This window comes from Streptomyces sp. NPDC013457 (assembly GCF_043089925.1).
Lineage (GTDB): Bacteria > Actinomycetota > Actinomycetes > Streptomycetales > Streptomycetaceae > Streptomyces.
Window position 1 is genome coordinate 852717 of the sequence record NZ_JBICBL010000001.1, and the last position, 18348, is coordinate 871064.

The 18348-nt window shown below is 72.2% G+C and carries 18 protein-coding genes; 8 read left to right on the forward strand and 10 right to left on the reverse strand.

The window, feature by feature from the left end:
• Positions 1-273 precede the first annotated feature (273 nt).
• Positions 274-1473, forward strand: a complete 1200-nt coding sequence (locus tag ACF1G2_RS03785; protein WP_391796675.1) for an acyl-CoA dehydrogenase family protein — start codon at positions 274-276, stop codon at positions 1471-1473.
• An 83-nt stretch (positions 1474-1556) separates the two neighbouring features.
• On the opposite strand, the gene ACF1G2_RS03790 is transcribed toward ACF1G2_RS03785, so the two are convergent.
• From ACF1G2_RS03790 to ACF1G2_RS03815, 6 genes are all read right to left on the reverse strand, one after another.
• The gene (locus tag ACF1G2_RS03790) at positions 1557-2126 is read right to left on the reverse strand and encodes a GAF domain-containing protein (protein WP_391796676.1); all 570 of its coding nucleotides are present in this window, start codon (positions 2124-2126) and stop codon (positions 1557-1559) included.
• Entirely contained in the window at positions 2123-2746 is a 624-nt protein-coding gene (locus ACF1G2_RS03795; protein WP_391796677.1) for an ATP/GTP-binding protein, read from the reverse strand. The genes ACF1G2_RS03790 and ACF1G2_RS03795 overlap by 4 nt, the downstream gene beginning before the upstream one ends.
• Positions 2724-3095, reverse strand: coding sequence for a DUF742 domain-containing protein (locus ACF1G2_RS03800; protein WP_352186157.1), 372 nt, complete (start codon positions 3093-3095; stop codon positions 2724-2726). Before ACF1G2_RS03800 ends, ACF1G2_RS03795 begins: the two co-directional genes overlap by 23 nt.
• A 2-nt stretch (positions 3096-3097) precedes the next feature.
• Complete coding sequence (locus tag ACF1G2_RS03805; RefSeq protein WP_383774637.1) at positions 3098-3532, reverse strand: roadblock/LC7 domain-containing protein; 435 nt, start codon at positions 3530-3532, stop codon at positions 3098-3100.
• A 6-nt stretch (positions 3533-3538) separates the two neighbouring features.
• Positions 3539-5455 (reverse strand): sensor histidine kinase, encoded by a 1917-nt coding sequence (locus tag ACF1G2_RS03810; RefSeq protein ID WP_391796678.1) that lies wholly within the window; start codon positions 5453-5455, stop codon positions 3539-3541.
• Between the two features lie 829 nt (positions 5456-6284).
• The gene (locus tag ACF1G2_RS03815) at positions 6285-7487 is read right to left on the reverse strand and encodes an MBL fold metallo-hydrolase (RefSeq protein WP_391796679.1); all 1203 of its coding nucleotides are present in this window, start codon (positions 7485-7487) and stop codon (positions 6285-6287) included.
• 122 nt (positions 7488-7609) lie between these two features.
• Between ACF1G2_RS03815 and ACF1G2_RS03820 the strand changes: the two genes are divergently transcribed.
• Both ACF1G2_RS03820 and ACF1G2_RS03825 read left to right on the forward strand, forming a co-directional pair.
• A complete protein-coding gene (locus ACF1G2_RS03820; RefSeq protein ID WP_391796680.1) occupies positions 7610-8788 on the forward strand; it encodes a Glu/Leu/Phe/Val dehydrogenase dimerization domain-containing protein in 1179 nt (392 codons plus the stop codon).
• Between the two features lie 89 nt (positions 8789-8877).
• The gene (locus ACF1G2_RS03825; protein ID WP_391796681.1) at positions 8878-9534 is read left to right on the forward strand and encodes a TetR/AcrR family transcriptional regulator; all 657 of its coding nucleotides are present in this window, start codon (positions 8878-8880) and stop codon (positions 9532-9534) included.
• Positions 9535-9570: 36 nt separating this feature from the next.
• Here ACF1G2_RS03825 and ACF1G2_RS03830 read toward each other — a convergent pair whose 3' ends face one another.
• The 3 genes from ACF1G2_RS03830 to ACF1G2_RS03840 all read right to left on the reverse strand — a co-directional run bounded on the left by ACF1G2_RS03830 (position 9571) and on the right by ACF1G2_RS03840 (position 11972).
• A complete protein-coding gene (locus tag ACF1G2_RS03830; RefSeq protein ID WP_391796682.1) occupies positions 9571-10410 on the reverse strand; it encodes an SIMPL domain-containing protein in 840 nt (279 codons plus the stop codon).
• A 119-nt stretch (positions 10411-10529) separates the two neighbouring features.
• Positions 10530-11543 carry a DUF6745 domain-containing protein gene (locus tag ACF1G2_RS03835; RefSeq protein WP_391796683.1) on the reverse strand — a complete coding sequence of 338 codons (1014 nt, stop codon included), beginning with the start codon at positions 11541-11543 and terminating at the stop codon, positions 10530-10532.
• A gap of 102 nt (positions 11544-11645) precedes the next feature.
• On the reverse strand, positions 11646-11972 hold the full coding sequence (locus ACF1G2_RS03840; RefSeq protein WP_391796684.1) for a hypothetical protein: 327 nt from the start codon (positions 11970-11972) through the stop codon (positions 11646-11648).
• Positions 11973-12136: 164 nt separating this feature from the next.
• Here ACF1G2_RS03840 and ACF1G2_RS03845 point away from each other — a divergent pair, with 164 nt between their 5' ends.
• From ACF1G2_RS03845 to ACF1G2_RS03865, 5 genes are read left to right on the forward strand one after another with little or no spacing between them, the layout of a single operon-like run.
• Positions 12137-13099, forward strand: coding sequence for an STM4015 family protein (locus ACF1G2_RS03845; protein ID WP_391796685.1), 963 nt, complete (start codon positions 12137-12139; stop codon positions 13097-13099).
• Positions 13096-14352 carry an STM4014 family protein gene (locus ACF1G2_RS03850; RefSeq protein ID WP_391796686.1) on the forward strand — a complete coding sequence of 419 codons (1257 nt, stop codon included), beginning with the start codon at positions 13096-13098 and terminating at the stop codon, positions 14350-14352. The genes ACF1G2_RS03845 and ACF1G2_RS03850 overlap by 4 nt, the downstream gene beginning before the upstream one ends.
• A gap of 20 nt (positions 14353-14372) precedes the next feature.
• On the forward strand, positions 14373-15194 hold the full coding sequence (locus tag ACF1G2_RS03855; RefSeq protein WP_391797029.1) for an STM4013/SEN3800 family hydrolase: 822 nt from the start codon (positions 14373-14375) through the stop codon (positions 15192-15194).
• The gene (locus tag ACF1G2_RS03860) at positions 15191-16549 is read left to right on the forward strand and encodes an STM4012 family radical SAM protein (protein ID WP_391796687.1); all 1359 of its coding nucleotides are present in this window, start codon (positions 15191-15193) and stop codon (positions 16547-16549) included. Before ACF1G2_RS03855 ends, ACF1G2_RS03860 begins: the two co-directional genes overlap by 4 nt.
• A gap of 12 nt (positions 16550-16561) precedes the next feature.
• Positions 16562-17422 carry an STM4011 family radical SAM protein gene (locus ACF1G2_RS03865; protein WP_391796688.1) on the forward strand — a complete coding sequence of 287 codons (861 nt, stop codon included), beginning with the start codon at positions 16562-16564 and terminating at the stop codon, positions 17420-17422.
• Here the strand turns inward: ACF1G2_RS03865 and ACF1G2_RS03870 are convergent.
• Entirely contained in the window at positions 17409-18221 is an 813-nt protein-coding gene (locus tag ACF1G2_RS03870) for an SGNH/GDSL hydrolase family protein (protein WP_391796689.1), read from the reverse strand. The genes ACF1G2_RS03865 and ACF1G2_RS03870 overlap by 14 nt on opposite strands.
• Positions 18222-18348 lie beyond the last annotated feature (127 nt).

The following is an 18348-nucleotide window of genomic DNA, read 5'->3' on the forward strand; positions in this document are numbered from 1 at the left end:
CGCCATATGACCGGCATTTTTTTGCCTTTGGCATGTGGCAGAAAGATGCCCACGGGGAATGCCCTGGCGACCCGCTCGAACTGGCCAACTCCCCGGAAACACAGCCAGTTTCAAACGTCAACCACTCCGGTTTCGGACAAACTCGGTGGCGATATTGATCCGCCCGAGAAAGATCAACACCATGGAGTGTCGGCCTGTTCGGGACGGGGCCACTGCCGATGCACCACCTGCTCGAACAACCGAACGAGCAGGCTTCGCAGGGGAGGTACTCGTATGGACAGCTACTTCAGCAGCCGGCTCCATCATCAGCTCAGGGAAACCGTCCGGGACTTCGCCGAGCGAGAGGTCCGGCCGCGAATAGCGGAAATGGAATCATCACGCTCGGTGCACCATGAACTCTCGAGGCTCATCTGCGATCAAGGCTGGCTGGGCGCCACAATCAGCCAGGAATACGGCGGAATGGGCGCGGGACATCTGGCCAAAACCATTATCATCGAGGAACTCTCCCGGGTCAGCGGCGCAATGGGCGCCATGGTCCAGGCCTCACAGCTCGGCACGGCGAAGATCGTCCACTTCGGCAGCGACGACCAGCGCAAGACCTGGCTTCCCGCCATCTCCGCCGGCGAGTGCCTCCCGACCATCGCGGTCACCGAACCCGAGTCGGGCGGTCACGTCCTCGGCATGACGGCAGATGCGGTCCGTGACGGCGACGACTACATCCTGAACGGCAGCAAGGTGTTCGTCGGCAACAGCCATGTCGGCGATCTGCACGGCGTCGTGGTCAGGACCGGTCCCGGATCGAAAGGCCTCACGGCCTTCCTGGTCGAATCGGATCGCCCCGGCTTCCGGCTCGGACCCCAGCAGCAGACCATGGGGCTGCACGGCTTCAGCTTCGGCGAGCTCATCTTCGAGAACTGCCGGGTACCGGCGGCCAACCGCCTCGGCGACGAGGGCGACGGCCTGGCCGTCGCGTACTCCTCCAGCGTCCTGTACGGCAGGGCCAACCTCACCGCCGTCTCGCTCGGCATCCACCAGGCGATCCTGGAGGAGACGACCCGGTTCTGCGCGGAGCGCCACCGTTACGGCAACCCCCTGCACCAGCTTCCCACGGTCAAGCTGAAGCTCGGTCAGATGCAGTCCCGGCTGATGACGGCCCGGCTCGCCGCGTACCACGCCGTGCATCTCCTCGACCAAGGCCTCTCCTGCGACGCCGAGTTGATGAACGCGAAGCTGGTCAACGTCGAGTCGGCGATCGACTCGGGCCGCAACGCGATGGAGATCCACGCGGCGGCGGGTCTCTTCACCAACCGTCCGATCGAGCGCTACCTCCGCGACGCGCACCACATCTTCGCCCCCGCCGGCACCTCCGACATCCAGCTGCTGCGGCTCGCCGAGGTCGCCCTCGGCCAGGACAAGGGCAGTTGGTCCGAGAAGCTCTCGGACCTCCTCAGGCTGGAGTCCGTGCATGCCTGAACGCGCACACACAGCAGCGCCCCGGCACGACCACTGAGTCGTCCCGGGGCGCGCCCATGGAAGGCCGGCCGTTCGAAGGCAGGTCAGATCAGCCCTTCCTCACGGCGGTGGATCTGCTCCACCAGCTCCGCCGCGAGCGACTTGATCTTCTCCAGACCGGCGCGTCCCCACGGCCGTACGTCCGTGTCGACCACGCAGATCGTGCCCAGCGCTATCCCCGTACGATCGATCAGCGGCGCGCCCATGTACGAGCGGATGCCGATCTCGTCCACCACCGGGTTCCCGGCGAACCGCGGGTAGTCGCAGACGTCCTCCAGGACGAGCGCCTTGCGGCGCACCACCACGTGCGGGCAGTAGCCGTGGTCCCGCGCCATGTACCGGCCGACGCCGCCACCGGCCGCCGCCGCTCCCAGGTCGCTGCCCGTGTGGGTGCCGGCCGGAGTGTGCAGCCCGGCGAAGAACTGCCGGTTCTCGTCGATGAAGTTGACCATCGAGAACGGGGCGCCGGTCACCTCCGCCAGCCGGCGGGCGAAGTCGTCGAACGCCTGCTCCGGACGCTCCCCGATGCCCAGCTCGCGCAGTCGGCGCACACGGGCGGGCGCATCCTGGTCGACGGGGGTCAGCAGCAGATGACCGGTCGGGTCGTAGGTCATGACGGTGCTCCGTAGCTCGGCACGGGGGCCGGGATGGTGGTGAGCAGATGCTGGACGAGAGTGAGGAGGGTGCGGATGCCGGCGCTGGAGATCCGGGCGTCGCAGAGCACGACCGGCACCTCGGGGTTCAGGTCGAGCGCCGCCCGCACCTCGTCCGGCTCGTAGCGGAACGCACCGTCGAACTCGTTGACCGCCACGACGAACCCGATCCCCCGCCGCTCGAAGAAGTCGACGGCGGAGAAGCAGTCCTGCAGCCGGCGGGTGTCCGCGAGGACGACCGCTCCGAGGGCGCCCTCGGAGAGCTCGTCCCACATGAACCAGAAACGTTCCTGGCCGGGGGTGCCGAAGAGGTACAGCACGTTCCTGTCGTCGAGGGTGATGCGCCCGAAGTCCATCGCGACCGTGGTCGTGGTCTTGGACTCCACGCCCTCCAGGCTGTCCGTCGCGGCGCTGACCTGGGTCAGCAGCTCTTCGGTGCTCAGCGGTTCGATCTCGCTGACCGCGCCCACGAAGGTCGTCTTGCCCACGCCGAAGCCGCCCGCCACCAGGATCTTGAGCGCGGTGGGGAACGGGTCGGCCGCGCCACTCTCGTGGCGCTCAGAGCCGTTGTCGTAGGCCATCGAGCACTGCCTCCAGCAGGGAACGGTCGGTTGGGTTGGCGTGGAAGCGGGGCGCGCGGGCGGTGAGCGCCCCGCAGTCCACGAGATCGGAGAGCAGGACCTTGGTGACGACGGCCGGTAACCGTAAGTGCGCCGCGATCTCCGCCACCGAGGTGGGTCCGGCGCACAGTCCGAGAGCCAGGCTGTGTTCGGGACCCATATGCGGTTGGGGGGAGGAGCCGGTCGCCATCACCATGGAGAGGAGGTCCAGCGCGGTCGTCGGTCGGGTCCGGCCTCCGCTCACGGTGTACGGACGGATCAGCCGGCCCGCCGCGTCGTCGAGCCAGGGGCCCTCCTGCGAGGAAGCCACGCTCACTGCCTTGTGATGCCCGCCGCGCCCGCGGCCTGTCTGGCGGGAGTGACGAGATACGGCCGCACGCTCTTGACCAGCATCGCCATCTCGTAGCCGAGGACGGCGGCGTCCGCCTCGCGCCCGGCCAGGACCGCCAGACACGTGCCGGAGCCGGCGGTGGAGACGAACAGCAGGGTGGAGTCGAGCTCGACGACCACCTGCCGGACCTCGCCGCCGTCGCCGAACCGCGCGCCGGCGCTGCGGCCGAGCGAGTACAGCCCGGAGGCGAGCGCGGCCATGTGGTCGGCGGCGTCGGTGTCGAGGCCGTGGACCGACTTGACGAGGCCGTCGGAGGAGAGCAGTACCGCGTTCCGGGTGTACGGGACCCGCTGGACCAGGCCGCTCAGCAGCCAGTCGAGATCCGAGGAATGGCCGTTCGGCACATTGCTCGCCATGGTGATCTACTCCTTGTGCGCGTCATCGGGACGCAGCGCTTCTTGGTGGGGTGCGGGCTGGGATTCGGCGAGTCCGATGCCGCGCTGGAAGGCGGCCATCAGACCGGGGTCGTGCAGGGCGTGTTCCTCGGGCGGGCGGGCCACGGGCTCGTCCCGCAGCTGCGGGACCAGGTGCTCCTGGGCGCGCCGCTTGGGGAGCAGGGGGCGGCCCGCCGACTGGGCGCGCTCGGCGGCCTCCGTCTGCTGGAACGGCACGGCTGGGGCGGGACTGGTGTAGGTCAGGGGCCGGTACGTCGGTTCGGCGACCGGGGGTTCCGGAGCGTGCGCCGGGGTGCGTACCGGCACGTGCGGGAGTGACTGTCCGGGCGTACGCACGGGAGGCGGTACGGGGGCGGAGGGCGGAGCCGCCGGTGACGCCGGTACGGGACCGGGCGCGGGTGCGGCTGCGGGCGCCGGGTGGGCGGGGCGGGCGGGCGGCTGCGGAGCGTGCTGTGGGCCGGGCTGAGGGATCTGCTGGTGGACCGGCACGGGCTGCGGGAGCGGCTGAGGGGCCTGCTGGGCGTGCCGGGGGGGCTGCTGGGTCTGCTGGGGGGCCTGCTGCATCCGGGGAGGCGGTACGGGCGCCGGGCCGGCGGCCACGGCGGGCGCCTGGCCCTCGGTGCGCGCGAGCCCCTCGGGGTCGGAGCCGAGAAGACCCTGCGGGAGCACGAGGACGGCCTGGATGCCGCCGTAGATGTTGGACTGGAGGCGTACCGCGATGCCGTGGCGCCGTGCGAGCGCGGAGACGACGAAGAGTCCGATGCGGCCGTCCTGGAGCAGGTGGGCCACGTTCACCTGGTCGGGGTCGGCGAGCAGCGCGTTCATCTTGTTCTGCTCGGTGACCGGCATGCCGAGGCCGCGGTCCTCGACCTCGATCGCGAGGCCCGCGGTGACGTACTGGGCCCGCAGCAGCACGGTGGTGTGCGGTGCGGAGAACAGCGTCGCGTTCTCGACGAGTTCGGCCAGGAGGTGGATGACGTCGGCCACGGCATGGCCCCGGAGCGTGCCGTCGATCGGCGGGACCAGCTTCACGCGCGGGTACTGCTCGACCTCGGCGATCGAGGAGCGCAGCACCTCGGTCATCGTGACCGGGTTCGACCACTGGCGGCGGGAGATGGCGCCACCGAGCACGGCGAGGTTCTCCGCGTGGCGTCGGATGCGGGTGGCCAGGTGGTCGACGTGGAACAGGCCCTTGAGCAGCTCCGGGTCCTCGACCTCGTTCTCCAGCTCGTCCAGGAGCTGGATCTCGCGGTGCACGAGGGACTGCAGGCGCCGGGCGAGGTTGACGAAGACCTCGACCTTCTGCTCGTTGCCGACGCTGCTGGAGAGCCGGGAGGCCTGCACCACGGCGGCCACGGCGGCCTCGTGGGAGCGGGAGAGCTCTTGGGCGAGCAGGTCGAACTCGTCGCCGGACGAGGCGGCGGGCGGGGTGACCGGGCGGGCCGGGGCACCTTCGCCGCGTCGTAACTGCTCGACGATCGTCCGCAGTTCGCTCTGACCGCGGGCGCTGGATCGGCGCAGGGCGTTGCAGCGGTCGAGCACTGACTTGGCCGCCCGGTCGGCGCCGAGCGCGGCCGCGGTCACGGAGGCGACCGTGAGGGCGGCCGCGCCGGTCAGCGCGGCCCAGAGACCGGGGGTCGGACCGGCTCCGGTGGAGCGGACGGTGAAGATGACGGCGGCGGCGCCGCCGAGTGCGACCGCGACGGCGGGAAGCACCGAGGTGCGCAGGAGTTGGGAGCGTATGCGGGCTTCCGTCGGGAGCGGCGCGGATTGCTGCGCGGGGTTGGGAGCCCCCGCACCGGAAGCGGAACGAGCGCCTGACCGGCCGTGCCGTCCGCCTTCGCGGCGTTCGGACCGCGCGGCGGGTGCGCGAAGTTGAGACATGAGTGTCCTTGGTACGTGCCCAGGAGTCGGCGTACTACGGGGGTGTACTACGTGGGTCGGATGAGCCTACCGATGATCACCAACCACCCACTCTAGACGTCAACCGTTCATTCGCGGCGCGCAGTTGGCAAAGTTCCCCGGAGAGGGGACCCACTCTGCTATCACCCTTCGCACGACAGGCCGAGAACGGGTGGCCGGATCTCGACGAGGGTGCGTGAGGTCGGATGAACGGAGAGAGGCGGGGGCGGGCGGAGGCGTATACACGCCGCCGCCCTTGGCGAAACAGGCCCGTGACCGGAATCCGCCTGCCCGGTCTCGCACGCACGCTCGACCACCTCCACCACCGCCCCACACGAAGTGCCCCGCACGCTGGCCCCGAGGAGCGATCGGCCGATTCCCGCATTCGCGTTCGCATCGACGCCGTTCGCGCGGGAGCTGTCGACCTGGTCGCGGAGAAGGGCTGGAAGTGGGCGGTACCCCGAGGGAGAACACGGTGCTGCCGGCGCCACGGGCGGAGGTCGTACCGTCCCGCGCGGCGAGTGCCGAGTGCCCGGGCTGCGGGTCTGGCCGACGGCCTTTCCGACGGCTCCGGACAGCCGCTGCCTTACGCGGGACCGCAGGGTCGCGCCGGTCCTCGACATGGAGGGCACACGTGCCGTGCTCGAACAGGACCCATGACTTGCGGGGGTCGGCGAGAAGCCGCCGTCAGACGGCTATCGGCATCTCCGTGTTCACGGCGGCCAGGACGCCGCAGAGCACCGACACAGGACCCCGCCCCGGCCGGCCGGTCGAGCCGGACCGGAACCGGGGCGCGGGCGGGCCTGTGGCGTCAGCGGTCGCCTGCGAGGTCGAGGTCGTTTCCTCGCTTCTCGACCGGGGCCGGCTCCATGCGGTCCGCGCGGCGCCAAGGGCGGGCGAGCGGCTGCGACACCGCGCGCCACCAGGGATCCACGGGGAGCGTTCCGGACGGCTCGAACGGTTCGCCCGGGCGCGGGGACGCGACCGCCTGGCCGAGCTCCTCGCCGGCGTCGCCCGTCCACTCCCCCGGTTCCGCCCACGGGTGCGGGGCCAGGTTGAAGGTGCCCCAGTGGATCGGCAGGAGCACGCCGTGCGGGCGGCCGCCCTGGAGGTCGAGGTGGGCCTGGACACCCTCGGCCGGGGTCATGTGGATGTCCGGCCAGTACTCGCTGTACGCGCCGATCTGGATCATCGTCGCGTCGAAGGGGCCGTGCGTGGCCCCGATCTCCGCGAAACCGGGGAAGTATCCGGTGTCGCCGCTGTGGTAGACCCGGTGCTCGGGGCCGGCGACGACCCAGGACGCCCAGAGGGTGTGCTGGGTGTTGCGGAGGCCTCGGCCGCAGAAGTGGCGGGCGGGCGTCGCGGTCAGCAGGAGGTCGCCGACCTCGGTGGACTCGTTCCAGTCCAGCTCACGCAGGCGGGAGGCGGGCACGCCCCAGCGTTCCAGGTGCGCGCCGACGCCGAGCGGCACGGCGAAGACGGTGTCCGTGGAGGCGAGCGCCTTGATCGTGGGCAGGTCGAGGTGGTCGTAGTGGTCGTGGGAGATCACGACCACGTCGACCGGGCCCAGCGCGGCGAGCGGGACCGGCGCGGGGTGCAGGCGCTTGGGTCCGGCGAAGGCGAAGGGCGAGCAGCGGTCGCCCCAGACGGGGTCGAAGAGGACCCGGCGTCCGTCGATCTCCGCGAGCACGCTGGAGTGCCCCATCCAGGTGATGCGGAGGCCCGAGACCGGGGGCTTCGCGAGATCGGCCAGCGTGGTGGCGTGGACGGGGATCGTGCCGGAGGGGGCACGGTGCGTCCGCGCCTCCTTGTCGAAGTAGATCTTCGCGAACTCGATCGTCGACCCGCTGGGCCTGGTCCGCGCGGCCACGGGATTCTGGAAGACGCCGTCCGCGAAGTTCGGCGAGCGGCGAATGCGCTCGAGGCGCTCACCTGCCGGGTCGGCGCCGAAGGCCTCGGGCCGCAGGGCGCGCAGCCTGGCCCGCAGCGAATGGTCGGAGCCGGTGCCGGTCACGGGTCCTCCTGATGGTCGGGGTCGTTCCATTATGGGCGGCCCGCGCGGCTCCCGGCCGTGCCGAATGCGTCATACTGAACCGCCGTTCAGTAGCTCACCCCCTCTCACCTCGGAGAACACCCATGAGCACCCCTCCCCTGCTGTCCGTCACCTGGTCGGACCACGTCACCGGGCGGCGCGGGCATCTGGTGGTCGACCGGCTGGTCCGCGGTGTGGCCAGCGGGGGCCTGCGGATGCGTGCGGGCTGCACCCTGGACGAGGTGGCCGGACTGGCGCGGGGCATGAGCATGAAGGAGGCCCTGCACTACGACCCGAGCAGCCGGTACGTTCCGCTGGGCGGCGCCAAGGGCGGCATCGACTGCGACCCGCGCTCGCCCGAGGCGTACGGCGTCCTGGTCCGGTACCTGAAGGCGATGCGCCCCTACATCGAACGCTTCTGGACCACTGGCGAGGACCTCGGCCTGACCCAGGACCTGGTCGACCGGGCCGCTGCCGAGGCCGGACTGGTCTCCTCGATCCAGGCCGTCTATCCGCTCCTGGACGACGAGGCGCAGGCCCGCCGAAGGCTCGCCGACGCCTTCGAGGCCGAGGTGGAGGGCATCGGCCTCGACGAGCTGGTGGGCGGCTGCGGGGTCGCGGAATCCGTCCTCGTGGCGCTGGACCGGGCAGGCCGACCGTACGCGGGCACGCGGGTCGCCTTGCAGGGCTTCGGGACCATGGGCGGGGCCACGGCACGCTTCCTGTCCCGATCGGGGCTCGCCGTCGTGGCGGTCGCCGATGTGCAGGGCACGATCGCCAACCCCGACGGCCTGGACGTCGAAGCCCTGCTCGCGGCACGCGACCCGTACGGCACCGTGGACCGGAGCGTCCTGCGGGCGGGCGACACGGAGCTGCCCGGCGACGCCTGGCTCGCGGTCGACACAGAGGTCCTGGTCCCGGCCGCGGTCTCCTACGCGATCGGCAGCGAGGCGGTGGAGCGGATCCGGGCCCGCTGGATCGTCGAGGCGGCCAACATGCCCGTCCTCCCGGAGGCGGAGGTGCTGCTCACGGGGCGCGGAGTCGCCGTCCTGCCCGACGTGGTCGTCAATTCCGCCACCAACGCCTGGTGGTGGTGGACCCTCTTCGGCGACATCGGCGCCGACGCGGACGGAGCGTTCGCGCACATCCGCACGGCGATGCGCGCCCTGGTCGGCCGGATGCTCGACCGCGCGGAGGCGGAGGGCACCACCCCGCGCGCCGCGGCGCACGCGCTGGTCGAGGAGCGGCTGACGGAGATCGCGGAGCGGTACGGCTGCTACTGACCGCTACCGACTCGCGAGCCCTCGTACGGCCGCCCGACGCGCCAGAAGATGATCATGATCGAGGGGCACGCGTGTGTAGGCTGACCGGCGTGACGAGAGTGCGGTTGAGCGTGGCGGAGAGGCGTGAAGAGCTGCTCCGCGCTGCCGTCGAGCAGATCGAGGCGCGCGGCGTGGCCGCCGTCCGGATCGCCGATGTCGCGTCGGCTCTCGGGGTCAGCAACGCACTCGTGCTCTACCACTTCTCGACGAAGGAGAAGCTCGTCGCCGAGGCGTTCGCGTACGCCGCCGAGGGCGACCTCGCCCATCTGCGCCGGCTCCTTGAGCGGAGGACCAGCGCCCTGCGCCGGCTTCGGGCGGCCGTACGGTGGTACGCCCCGACCGGGCAGGCCAAAGGCTGGCGGCTCTGGATCGAGGGCTGGGCGGCGTGCCTGCGCGAACCGGCGCTGCGCGAGGTCGCCGGGGCGCTCGACCAGCAGTGGAAGGCGGCCCTGACGCGGGTGATCGGCGAGGGCGCGGCGGCCGGAGAGTTCCCGTGCCCCGACCCGGCCGCCGCGGCGTGGCGACTGACCGCCTTCCTGGACGGGCTCGCCGTTCAGATGACGTCGTACGCCGGATCGCTCTCCCGCGCCGCGATGCTGGAGTGGGCCGACGCCGCACTCGCCAGAGAACTCGGTCTCTCCTCCCTCGACGAGACGGGCGACCGCGCCCCCGCACTCGGCCGTCCGGGCGACAGGCCGTCGGCGTAGCTCCGGCGTCGCCGACCGGCGGCGCGCCGCGGCCCGTCAGAGCAGCTCGTACACGGCCGTGACCGTCACCTGCTCCTCGATCTCGCCGGGGGCCAGCGGGACTCCCGAGGCGTCGGCGGACGCCTCGGGGGCCGATCCGGTGCCGGGGCGGCCGCTGTCCGTCTCGGTGAGGGACACCAGCCGGCCGAGCCGGTGGCCGCTCAGCCGGGCGTGCTGGGCGGCCTTGTCGTGGGCGTCCTTGTGGGCGAGCTCGCGGGCCCTGGACCGCAGCGCGGCAGGGTCCGCGACGTCGAAGGTCACTCCGTCCACCCGCCCCGCGTCACCGGTCGCCTTGGTGACGGCCCCGACGACCTGACCCGTCCTGTCGACGTCCCGGACCGTCGCGGAGACACTCTGCGAGGCCTGGTAGCCGGAGACCTTGCTCTCCCCGTTCGTGGCCTGGGAGTAGACCGGGAACAGGGAGATGCTCTCGGTGCGGATGTCCCGGTCCGCGACGGACTGCTTGCGCAGTGCGGCGAACAGCGCCTCCGCCGCACGGCTCTGGGCCGCCATCGCCTCCTCACCGGTCTTGGCCCGCGCCTCGACCGCCACCGAGATCACCGCGATGTCGGGCGCCGCACCGGCCCGCCCGGTCCCGGTCACGGTGAGGGTCGCCGGAGCCGGAGCGGAAGCCGACGCCCGATCCGGAGCCGACGCCGGGGCTCCGACGGCCGCCGCGGTCGGTCCGGCCACGGGGGGCGCCGCGAGCGCGGGCGCGACGCCGGCGAGCGCGAGCGCGCCGAGCACGACACCGGCGGCCGTCGCGCGGCGGAGGAGACGGGCACGGACAGGGGTGAGGACAGGAGTACGGAAGCGGTGGTGATGACCGGTCGTCACGGGCGGTCCCTTCGGCGGTGGTTGCCGGACAGCCCCGGCGCCGCCCATCCCAGCACCCTCCCCCGCCCCCGCCCGCGCGCCACTCCTGTCCGGTCACCCGCTCAGGTCTGTCGCGTCCGTCAGGTCTGCACCACCGGTTCGTACACCGTCGCGTCGAGCCCGAAGGTCCACGCGACGCCCTCCCGCGCGGACGTCGTCCCGGGCGGCACGCGCAGCCAGTAGGTACGGAACGTGCCGTCCGGCTCCGGGGTCGCGTTGACCACCTCGACCATGACCACGTCCTCGTCGTCCTCGAGCTCGATGCGCCAGAGGACACCCGCCTCGTCCCGGCCGACGGGGCGGGCCCCCGACTCCTCGAGGTAGCGCTCGTAGCCGTAGTACTCCAGCATGACGCGCCGCAGTTCGGCGTTCTCCTCGGCGCGTATCCGCTCGGGGGTGAGCCCGCCCAGTCCGGCCAGGAACTCCTCGGGCACCGACATGCCCCGCCATGCGTGGAGCGCGAAACCGTCGCGGAAGGCGAGCGCGGGACCGTCTCCTCGGTCCAGGCGTCCGGCCTCGTCACGGTGCAGCTCCACGGGCCGCTCGCACACCACGGCAACCCTCTCGTACGGCCACCACCAGCCCGCGTGCGCGGCCACCGCGGCAAGCCCGGCGAGCCGCTCGCCCCGGCCGTCGAAGGCGGCGAGCCAGGCCGCATCGTGCTGGCCGAGGACGGCGTCGAGCAGGACCAGGCGTACGGCCGCGGCCTCGTCGGGCGTACCGGCGACATCGTCCACGACGGCGGACCGTATGCGGTCGGCGAGCGTCCGCGACGCGTCCCAGAGCCGGGCGCCGGTACTGGTCCACAGCGCGGTCCAGCCACGAGGGCCGAGTTCGTCATGGATCCGGCGGCGCTCCTCCGCCCAGGGCCGCGTCCGGACCTCGTCGCGCACCGAGCGCCCCGCGTCGGCCAGTTCGCGCACCAGCGCGACGGCCTCCCTGGGCGAGTCCGCCCAGACGATCCGTTCCGGGGCGGCCAGGCCGGCCGTGCGGTACGCGAGCTGTACCCCGGCCTCGGCCGCCGCTCGGTCGGCCGCCCCGGTGGCCGCCGCGACGGCCCGCCACCTGTCCACCGCCGTCGTTGTCCCGTTCATCTCTCCCCCTCGTTCCCGCGCGACCTTTTCCTCGCGACGTCTTCTCGGTCCGCGGCTGTCGCTGTGGCAGTTGCTGTCGCTGTGGTTGTGGTTGTTGCCGTGTCAGTCAGCGACGATCCGGTACGCGCCCGGGGTGTACTCCCGCTGGCGCACCACCCTGTACCAGCCCTTCGGCAGCGGGATCGGGGCGTGCTCCTCGTGCACCACCCGGCCTCCCGAAGGCAGTTCGAGCACCAGGGGGCCGAAGGGGCCCGGCTCGGCGACCAGTCGGCCGGGCCCCGGGACCGCATGGGCGTGCCCGGTGACCTCGCCGAGCGCCAGGACCAGCCGGCCCCGCGCGTCTCGCGGCTCCCCCTCGGCGTCCTTCACATGGTCGGGCACCGCGCTCTCTGCGACGGGCACGATCAGTACGTCTCCCTGCCGGTACATGGCTCTCCCCTCCGTGGTCGGCACGCCACGTGTCGACCACGCACTCGACGCTAGAGGCAGCCACTGACAACGGCCTTCCGGCGCCCCCTGCGCGGAGTTGTCGGTGCGGCTTGGTACAACTGCTCGCGTCAGCTGATCAACGCCGCGCGGTGTCTGGAGCACTCATGACCATTTCGGGATACATTCAGGAGTTTCACGGCCTGCCCGTGTTCCATTTCCCGGATCGTGACACCGCCGCCGAGCTGCCCGACGCGGCCTCCGTGGCCTGGCGCGTCTCCGGATCGACGTACTGCGACTCGGACGAGGAGCAGTGGGAGCGGGTCTTCGACCGCTTCCTCGCGGACGTCGACACGAACCGGGTCCGCGCGCTGATCGTCGGCGGCTGGGACGAGGCCTACGACACGTCGTCGGCCGCGATCGTCGCACGGCTCGTCGAGGCGGCGGGCGACCGGCTCGCCGGCCTGGAGGCGCTGTTCCTGGGGGACATGACCTTCGAGGACTGCGAGATCTCGTGGATCCAGCAGTCCGACGTCTCGCCCCTGCTCGCCGCCTACCCCCGCCTGCGGGAGTTCGGTGTGCGCGGCGGCACGGAGCTCGTCTTCCCGACGGTCCGGCACACCGCGCTGACCACGCTCGTGGTGGAGTCGGGCGGGCTCGGCGCCGAGGTCGTCCGCGGCATCGCGGGCAGCGACCTGCCCAACCTGGAGAAGCTGGAGCTGTGGCTCGGCACCGACGAGTACGGCGGCGACTCCTCGGTCTCCGACCTCGAACCGCTGCTCGCGGGCACCGGGTTCCCCGCCCTGCGCCGTCTCGGGCTCCGCAACAGCGTGATCCAGGACGAGATCGCCGCCGCGGTCGCCGGCGCCCCCGTCGTCGCCCGCCTCGACAGCCTCGACCTGTCGATGGGCACGCTCACCGACGAGGGGGGCGAGGCGCTGCTCGTCGGCCAGCCGCTGACCCACCTCACCCACCTCGACCTCTCGCACCACTACCTGTCGGAGAAGATGAGCGAGCGAATCGTCGACACCCTCACGCCGTACGGGGTGACGGTCGACGTCGACGACGCGCAGGAGCCCGAGGACGACGGCGACGGCGAGGTCTTCCGGTACGTCGCGGTCGCGGAATGACGTACTCCCCGCCCCTCGGGCAGCCGCCCGCCGGGGAAGCGGCCCTCGCACACCCGCGCCTCGTCGTCGTCGGCAACCCGGCCAACCGCCGGGTCGCCTTCTTCCGCGACGCGGTGCGGGCAGCCGGGCTGCCCGAAGCGCGGGTCGAGCCCTGGCTCGACGTGCTGCGGGGCGGGGCACGGTTCCACCCGGGCGAGACGGTCCGGCTGGAGTCGCCCGGCGAGGACCCTGACGTCGACCGGCTGTTGCGCGGTACGGAGGATCCGACCCGGGTCGAGGGCACGGGCCGCTGGTACGAGGCGTTCACGGCGGCGACGGCACGGCTCGCGCGGAGCGTGGGCGACGCCGGGGCGGTCCTCGTCGACGATCCCGCGGAGCCGGCGGTGCTGTTCGACAAGCGGCTCGCCCATGCCCGGCTGCTCGGGGCGGCGGTACCGGTGCCGGACTCACCGACGTCCGGGGCGGCCGCTCCTCCCGTGCGGGGCTGGGCGGACGTCCGCTCCCTGATGGCGGCGGCCGGGCTGCGCCGGGCGTTCGTGAAGCTCGCCCACGGCTCGTCCGCCTCCGGGGTCCTGGCCGTGGAGACGAACGGGGCCGGCCGGGTCCAGGCCACCACCTCCGTGGAGCACGGTCCTGAGGGACACCTCTTCAACTCGCTCCGGGTGCGCCGCTACACCACGGAGCGCGAGGTCGCCGCGATCGTCGACGCGCTCGCACCCGACGGGCTGCACATCGAGCGCTGGCTGCCCAAGGCGGCGCAGGGCGGCCGGGTGGCCGATCTGCGGGTGGTGGTGATCGACGGGAGGGCCACGCACGCGGTCGTCCGGACCAGCCGCTCCCCGATGACCAACCTCCATCTCGGCGGCGTCCGGGGCGATCTGGGCGCCGTGCGCGCCGCGGTCTCGGCCGCTGGCGGCCGGTGGTCGGACGCGCTCGGGGTGTGCGAGGCCGCCGCCGACGCGTTTCCCGGTATGCGGTGCGTCGGCGTCGATCTGTTGCCGGCTGTCGGCTGGCGACGGTTCGCCGTCGGCGAGGTCAACGCCTTCGGGGATCTCCTCCCCGGGCTCACCGGACTCCCGGGCAGCGGCGCGGAGGGCCTGGACACCTACGCCGCCCAGGTCGCGGCGCTCCTCCGCGGGAGGCCCGCACGAGGCCCCGCCCGTACGCCCGCCGCCACAGAAGACACCCCCCGCACCGCAAGCACACCAAGCACACCAAGCACACCAAGCACACCAGGATCGAGCCGCACGTGAACCAGCAGCACGCACCCGACATGAACGAGATCGTGGGCAGCCACGATCTCCTCCTGGTCACGCTCGACACCCTGCGGTACGACGTGGCGGCCGAGCTGGCCGCCGCCGGCCGCATCCCGAACCTGGCCCGGCACCTCCCCGGCGGACGCTGGGAGCGCCGCCACGCCCCGGGCAGCTTCACCTACGCCTCCCACCAGGCGATCTTCGCGGGCTTCCTGCCGACCCCCGCCTCCCAGGGCCCGCACCCCCGCCTCTTCGCGGCGCGGTTCGCGGGCAGCGAGAGCACCGCCGGCGGCACGTTCGTCCACGACACCCCCGATCTGGTCTCCGGCCTGGCCGAGGAGGGCTACCGCACGGTGTGCGTCGGCGGCGTCGGCTTCTTCAACGGGCAGGGCCCGCTCGGCTCCGTACTGCCCGGGCTCTTCCAGGAGAGCCACTGGGAGCCCGGCTTCGGGGTCACGTCCCCGACCTCCTTCGAGTCCCAGGTGACCAGGGCCGAGGAGATCGTCGCCGGGCTCCCGCCCGAGCAGCGTCTCTTCCTCTTCGTCAACGTCTCCGCGCTGCATCAGCCCAACTGGTTCCACCTCCCGGGCGCGAAGCGGGAGTCCGGGGACACCCGCGCCTCGCACGCGGCGGCGCTGGAGTACGTCGACCGGCACATCGGCCGGCTCCTCACGGCCATGAGCAGCCGTCGCCCCTGCTTCGCGATCGTCTGCTCGGACCATGGCACCGCGTACGGGGAGGACGGCTTCACCGGTCACCGGCTCGGCCACGAGGTCGTCTGGACCGTGCCGTACGCCCACTTCGTCGTGGACGGCCCGCAGCGGGAGGCGTCCGCATGACCGAGCCGACCGCGACCCCCGAGGCGCTCGAGACCCCACGCCCGTACGAGAGTTACGTCTACGCCTACCCGCACAAGACGGCGTACCGTCCGCTCCCCGACCCCGGGCCCTCGCTCGCGGCGCTCTGGCGGGACGAGCCCAAGGACGCGCTCTCCCTCTATGCCCACATCCCCTTCTGCGAGGTCCGCTGCGGCTTCTGCAACCTCTTCACCCGGATCGGCGCCCCGGACGAGCTGACGACCCGCTATCTCGACGCGCTCGACCGCCAGGCGACCGCCGTCCGCGAGGCGCTCGGCGACAGCGCGCCGGTCCGGTTCGCCACTGCCGCCTTCGGCGGGGGTACGCCGACGTTCCTGACCGCCGGCGAGCTGGAGCGGCTCTGCGACATCGCCGAGAAGCGGATGGGGGCCGATCTGCGCGCTGTTCCGCTCTCCGTCGAGACCTCGCCCTCGACGGCGACCGCCGACCGGCTCGCGGTCCTGGCCGAGAGGGGCGCCACCCGGATCAGCATCGGTGTGCAGAGCTTCGTGGAGGCCGAGGCACGCGCCGCCGTGCGGCCCCAGCGCCCTGCCGACGTCGAGGCCGCGCTCGCCCGCATCCGGGACACCGGCGTCCCCGTCCTCAACATCGATCTGATCTACGGCATCGACGGCCAGACCATGGAGTCCTGGACGCGCTCCCTCGACGCGGCGCTCGCCTGGGCGCCCGAGGAGCTCTACCTCTATCCCCTCTACGTGCGTCCGCTCACCGGCCTCGGCCGGCTCTCCCCGAACGCCGACCGGGAGTGGGACGAGCAGCGGCTGCGGTTGTACCGCCACGGCCGGGACCATCTGCTCGCGCGGGGTTACGCACAGGAGTCGATGCGGATGTTCCGGCGCGCCGACGCCCCGCCGCAGGGTGCCGACGACTACGCCTGCCAGACGGACGGGATGATCGGTCTGGGCTGCGGGGCCCGTTCGTACACCTCGTCGCTGCACCACTCCTTCGACTACGCGGTCGACATGAGGGAGATCCGCTCGATCGTGGACGCGTACACCGAGACGGAGGACTTCACACGGGCACGGGTGGGCCGGTGGGTCGACGCGGACGAGGCGCGCCGACGCCATCTGCTCCAGTCACTCCTCCAGGCCCGGGGCATGGCCACGGTCGGCTACGAGGAGCGGTTCGGCACCACGCCGTTCGCCGACTTCCCCGCCGAGCTGCGCCGGTTCGAGGCGCTCGGCTGGCTGGACGCGACGGCCCCCGCCGGTCTGCTGCGGCTCTCCCCCGAGGGGCTCGCCCACTCGGACGCGCTCGGACCGGCGCTGTTCTCCCCTGCCGTGCGGGCGGCGATGGCCGCCTACGAGCCGAGGTAGCGGGGTGACGGCATGGACCTGACGATCCTTTACCGGGGACCGCTCTCCTCCTGCGACTACGACTGTCCCTACTGCCCCTTCGCCAAGCGTCGTGACAGCCGCGAGCAGCTCCGCGCCGACCGCGCGGCGCTGGAGCGGTTCTCGGCCTGGGCGGCGGCGCAGACCGGCGACCGGCTCCGCATCCTCTTCACCCCGTGGGGCGAGGGACTGGTCCGGTCCTGGTACCGGCGGACGCTCGTCGAGCTGTCACACCTGCCGCACATCGAGCGGGTGGCGATCCAGACCAACCTGAGCTGCCGTACGGAGTGGCTTGCGGAGGCCGACCCCGGCACGCTGGCGCTCTGGTGCACTTACCACCCCGGGCAGACGCCGTACGACCGCTTCCTCGCCAAGTGCCACGAGCTGACCGCCCGGGGGACGCGCTTCAGCGTCGGGATCGTCGGTCTGCCCGAGCACCGGGAGCACGCCGGGCGGCTGCGGGACGCTCTCCCGTCCGAGGTCTATCTCTGGGTGAACGCGGCCGAGGGGCACACGTACACCGACGAGGAGGCCGGGGCCTGGACGGCCCTCGACCCCCTCTTCCCGTACAGCCGCCGACCGCACTCCTCAGCCGGTCTCCCCTGCCGGACCGGTGAGTCGGTGATCTCGGTGGACGGTGACGGGACGGTGCGGCGCTGCCACTTCGTCAAGGCCGAGCTGGGCAATCTGTACGACGGTTCGTACCGCGCCGCGCTGCGCCCGCGCGCCTGCCCGCTCTCCGTCTGCGACTGCCACATCGGCTACGTCCATCTGGAGACGCTGCCGCTGTACGACGTGTTCGCCGGCGGTGTCCTGGAGCGGATACCGGCCCCCGCCGTACTCAGAGGGGCATGAGGTCTCCGAGCGGCATGAGGTCCGGGCGCTTGGCCGCCACGTGGTCGCCCGAGCTCTCGCCCCGCAGCCGCCGGCCGATCCACGGCACGAGGTACTCCCTGGCCCAGTTGATGTCGTCGCGGCGCACCTCCAGCGTGCCGCGCGGCGGGAGCGGCGGCCAGGGCTGGTCCGGGTCGGCCGGTACGTCCAGGCCGAGCACCTGGGCGGCGCGGAGCGCGACCCGGGTGTGCCCCTCGGGCGAGAGGTGCAGCCGGTCGCCGTCCCAGGCCCGCCTGTCCTGCACCGACCGCAGCGACCAGAGGTCGAGGACCGGGCAGTCGTAGCGGTCCGCGATGGACCGGACGTGGGCCGTGTACGTGGCGATCTTGCCGCGCAGATGCTTCAGGACGGGGACGTCGCGAGTGTCGAAGCCGGTCGTCACCATCACGGTGCCGACGGCGGACGTCAGGTCGGCGACGGCGCGCTCGAAGCGCTCGGCGACGTCGTCGGGGTCGCTGCCGGGGCGGATGATGTCGTTTCCGCCCGCGCAGAAGGTCACCAGGTCGGGGGCGAGTTCCTTCGCCCTGGGGACCTGCTCCTCCACGATCTGGTCCAGCAGGCGGCCGCGTACGGCCAGGTTGGCGTAACGGAACGCGTCGTGCACCGGCAGCCGGTCGGCGAGGAGCACCGCGAAGCGGTCCGCCCAGCCGACGTACCTCCCGTCGGGCCCGGGGTCCCCCACGCCCTCGGTGAAGCTGTCACCGATCGCCGCGTACGACCCGAATACGTGCGTGTCTCTTGATCTCGAATCGTCTGCCACGGGACCACATCTTTCCCTTGTGGGTGTGACCTACGCGACCGTAAGGAGAGGTTGACGCCGGGTGAGATACGCCACCGGTCAAGATTCCACCAAGCCGGAATACACGCGGGGGCCCGGCACTGGTGAG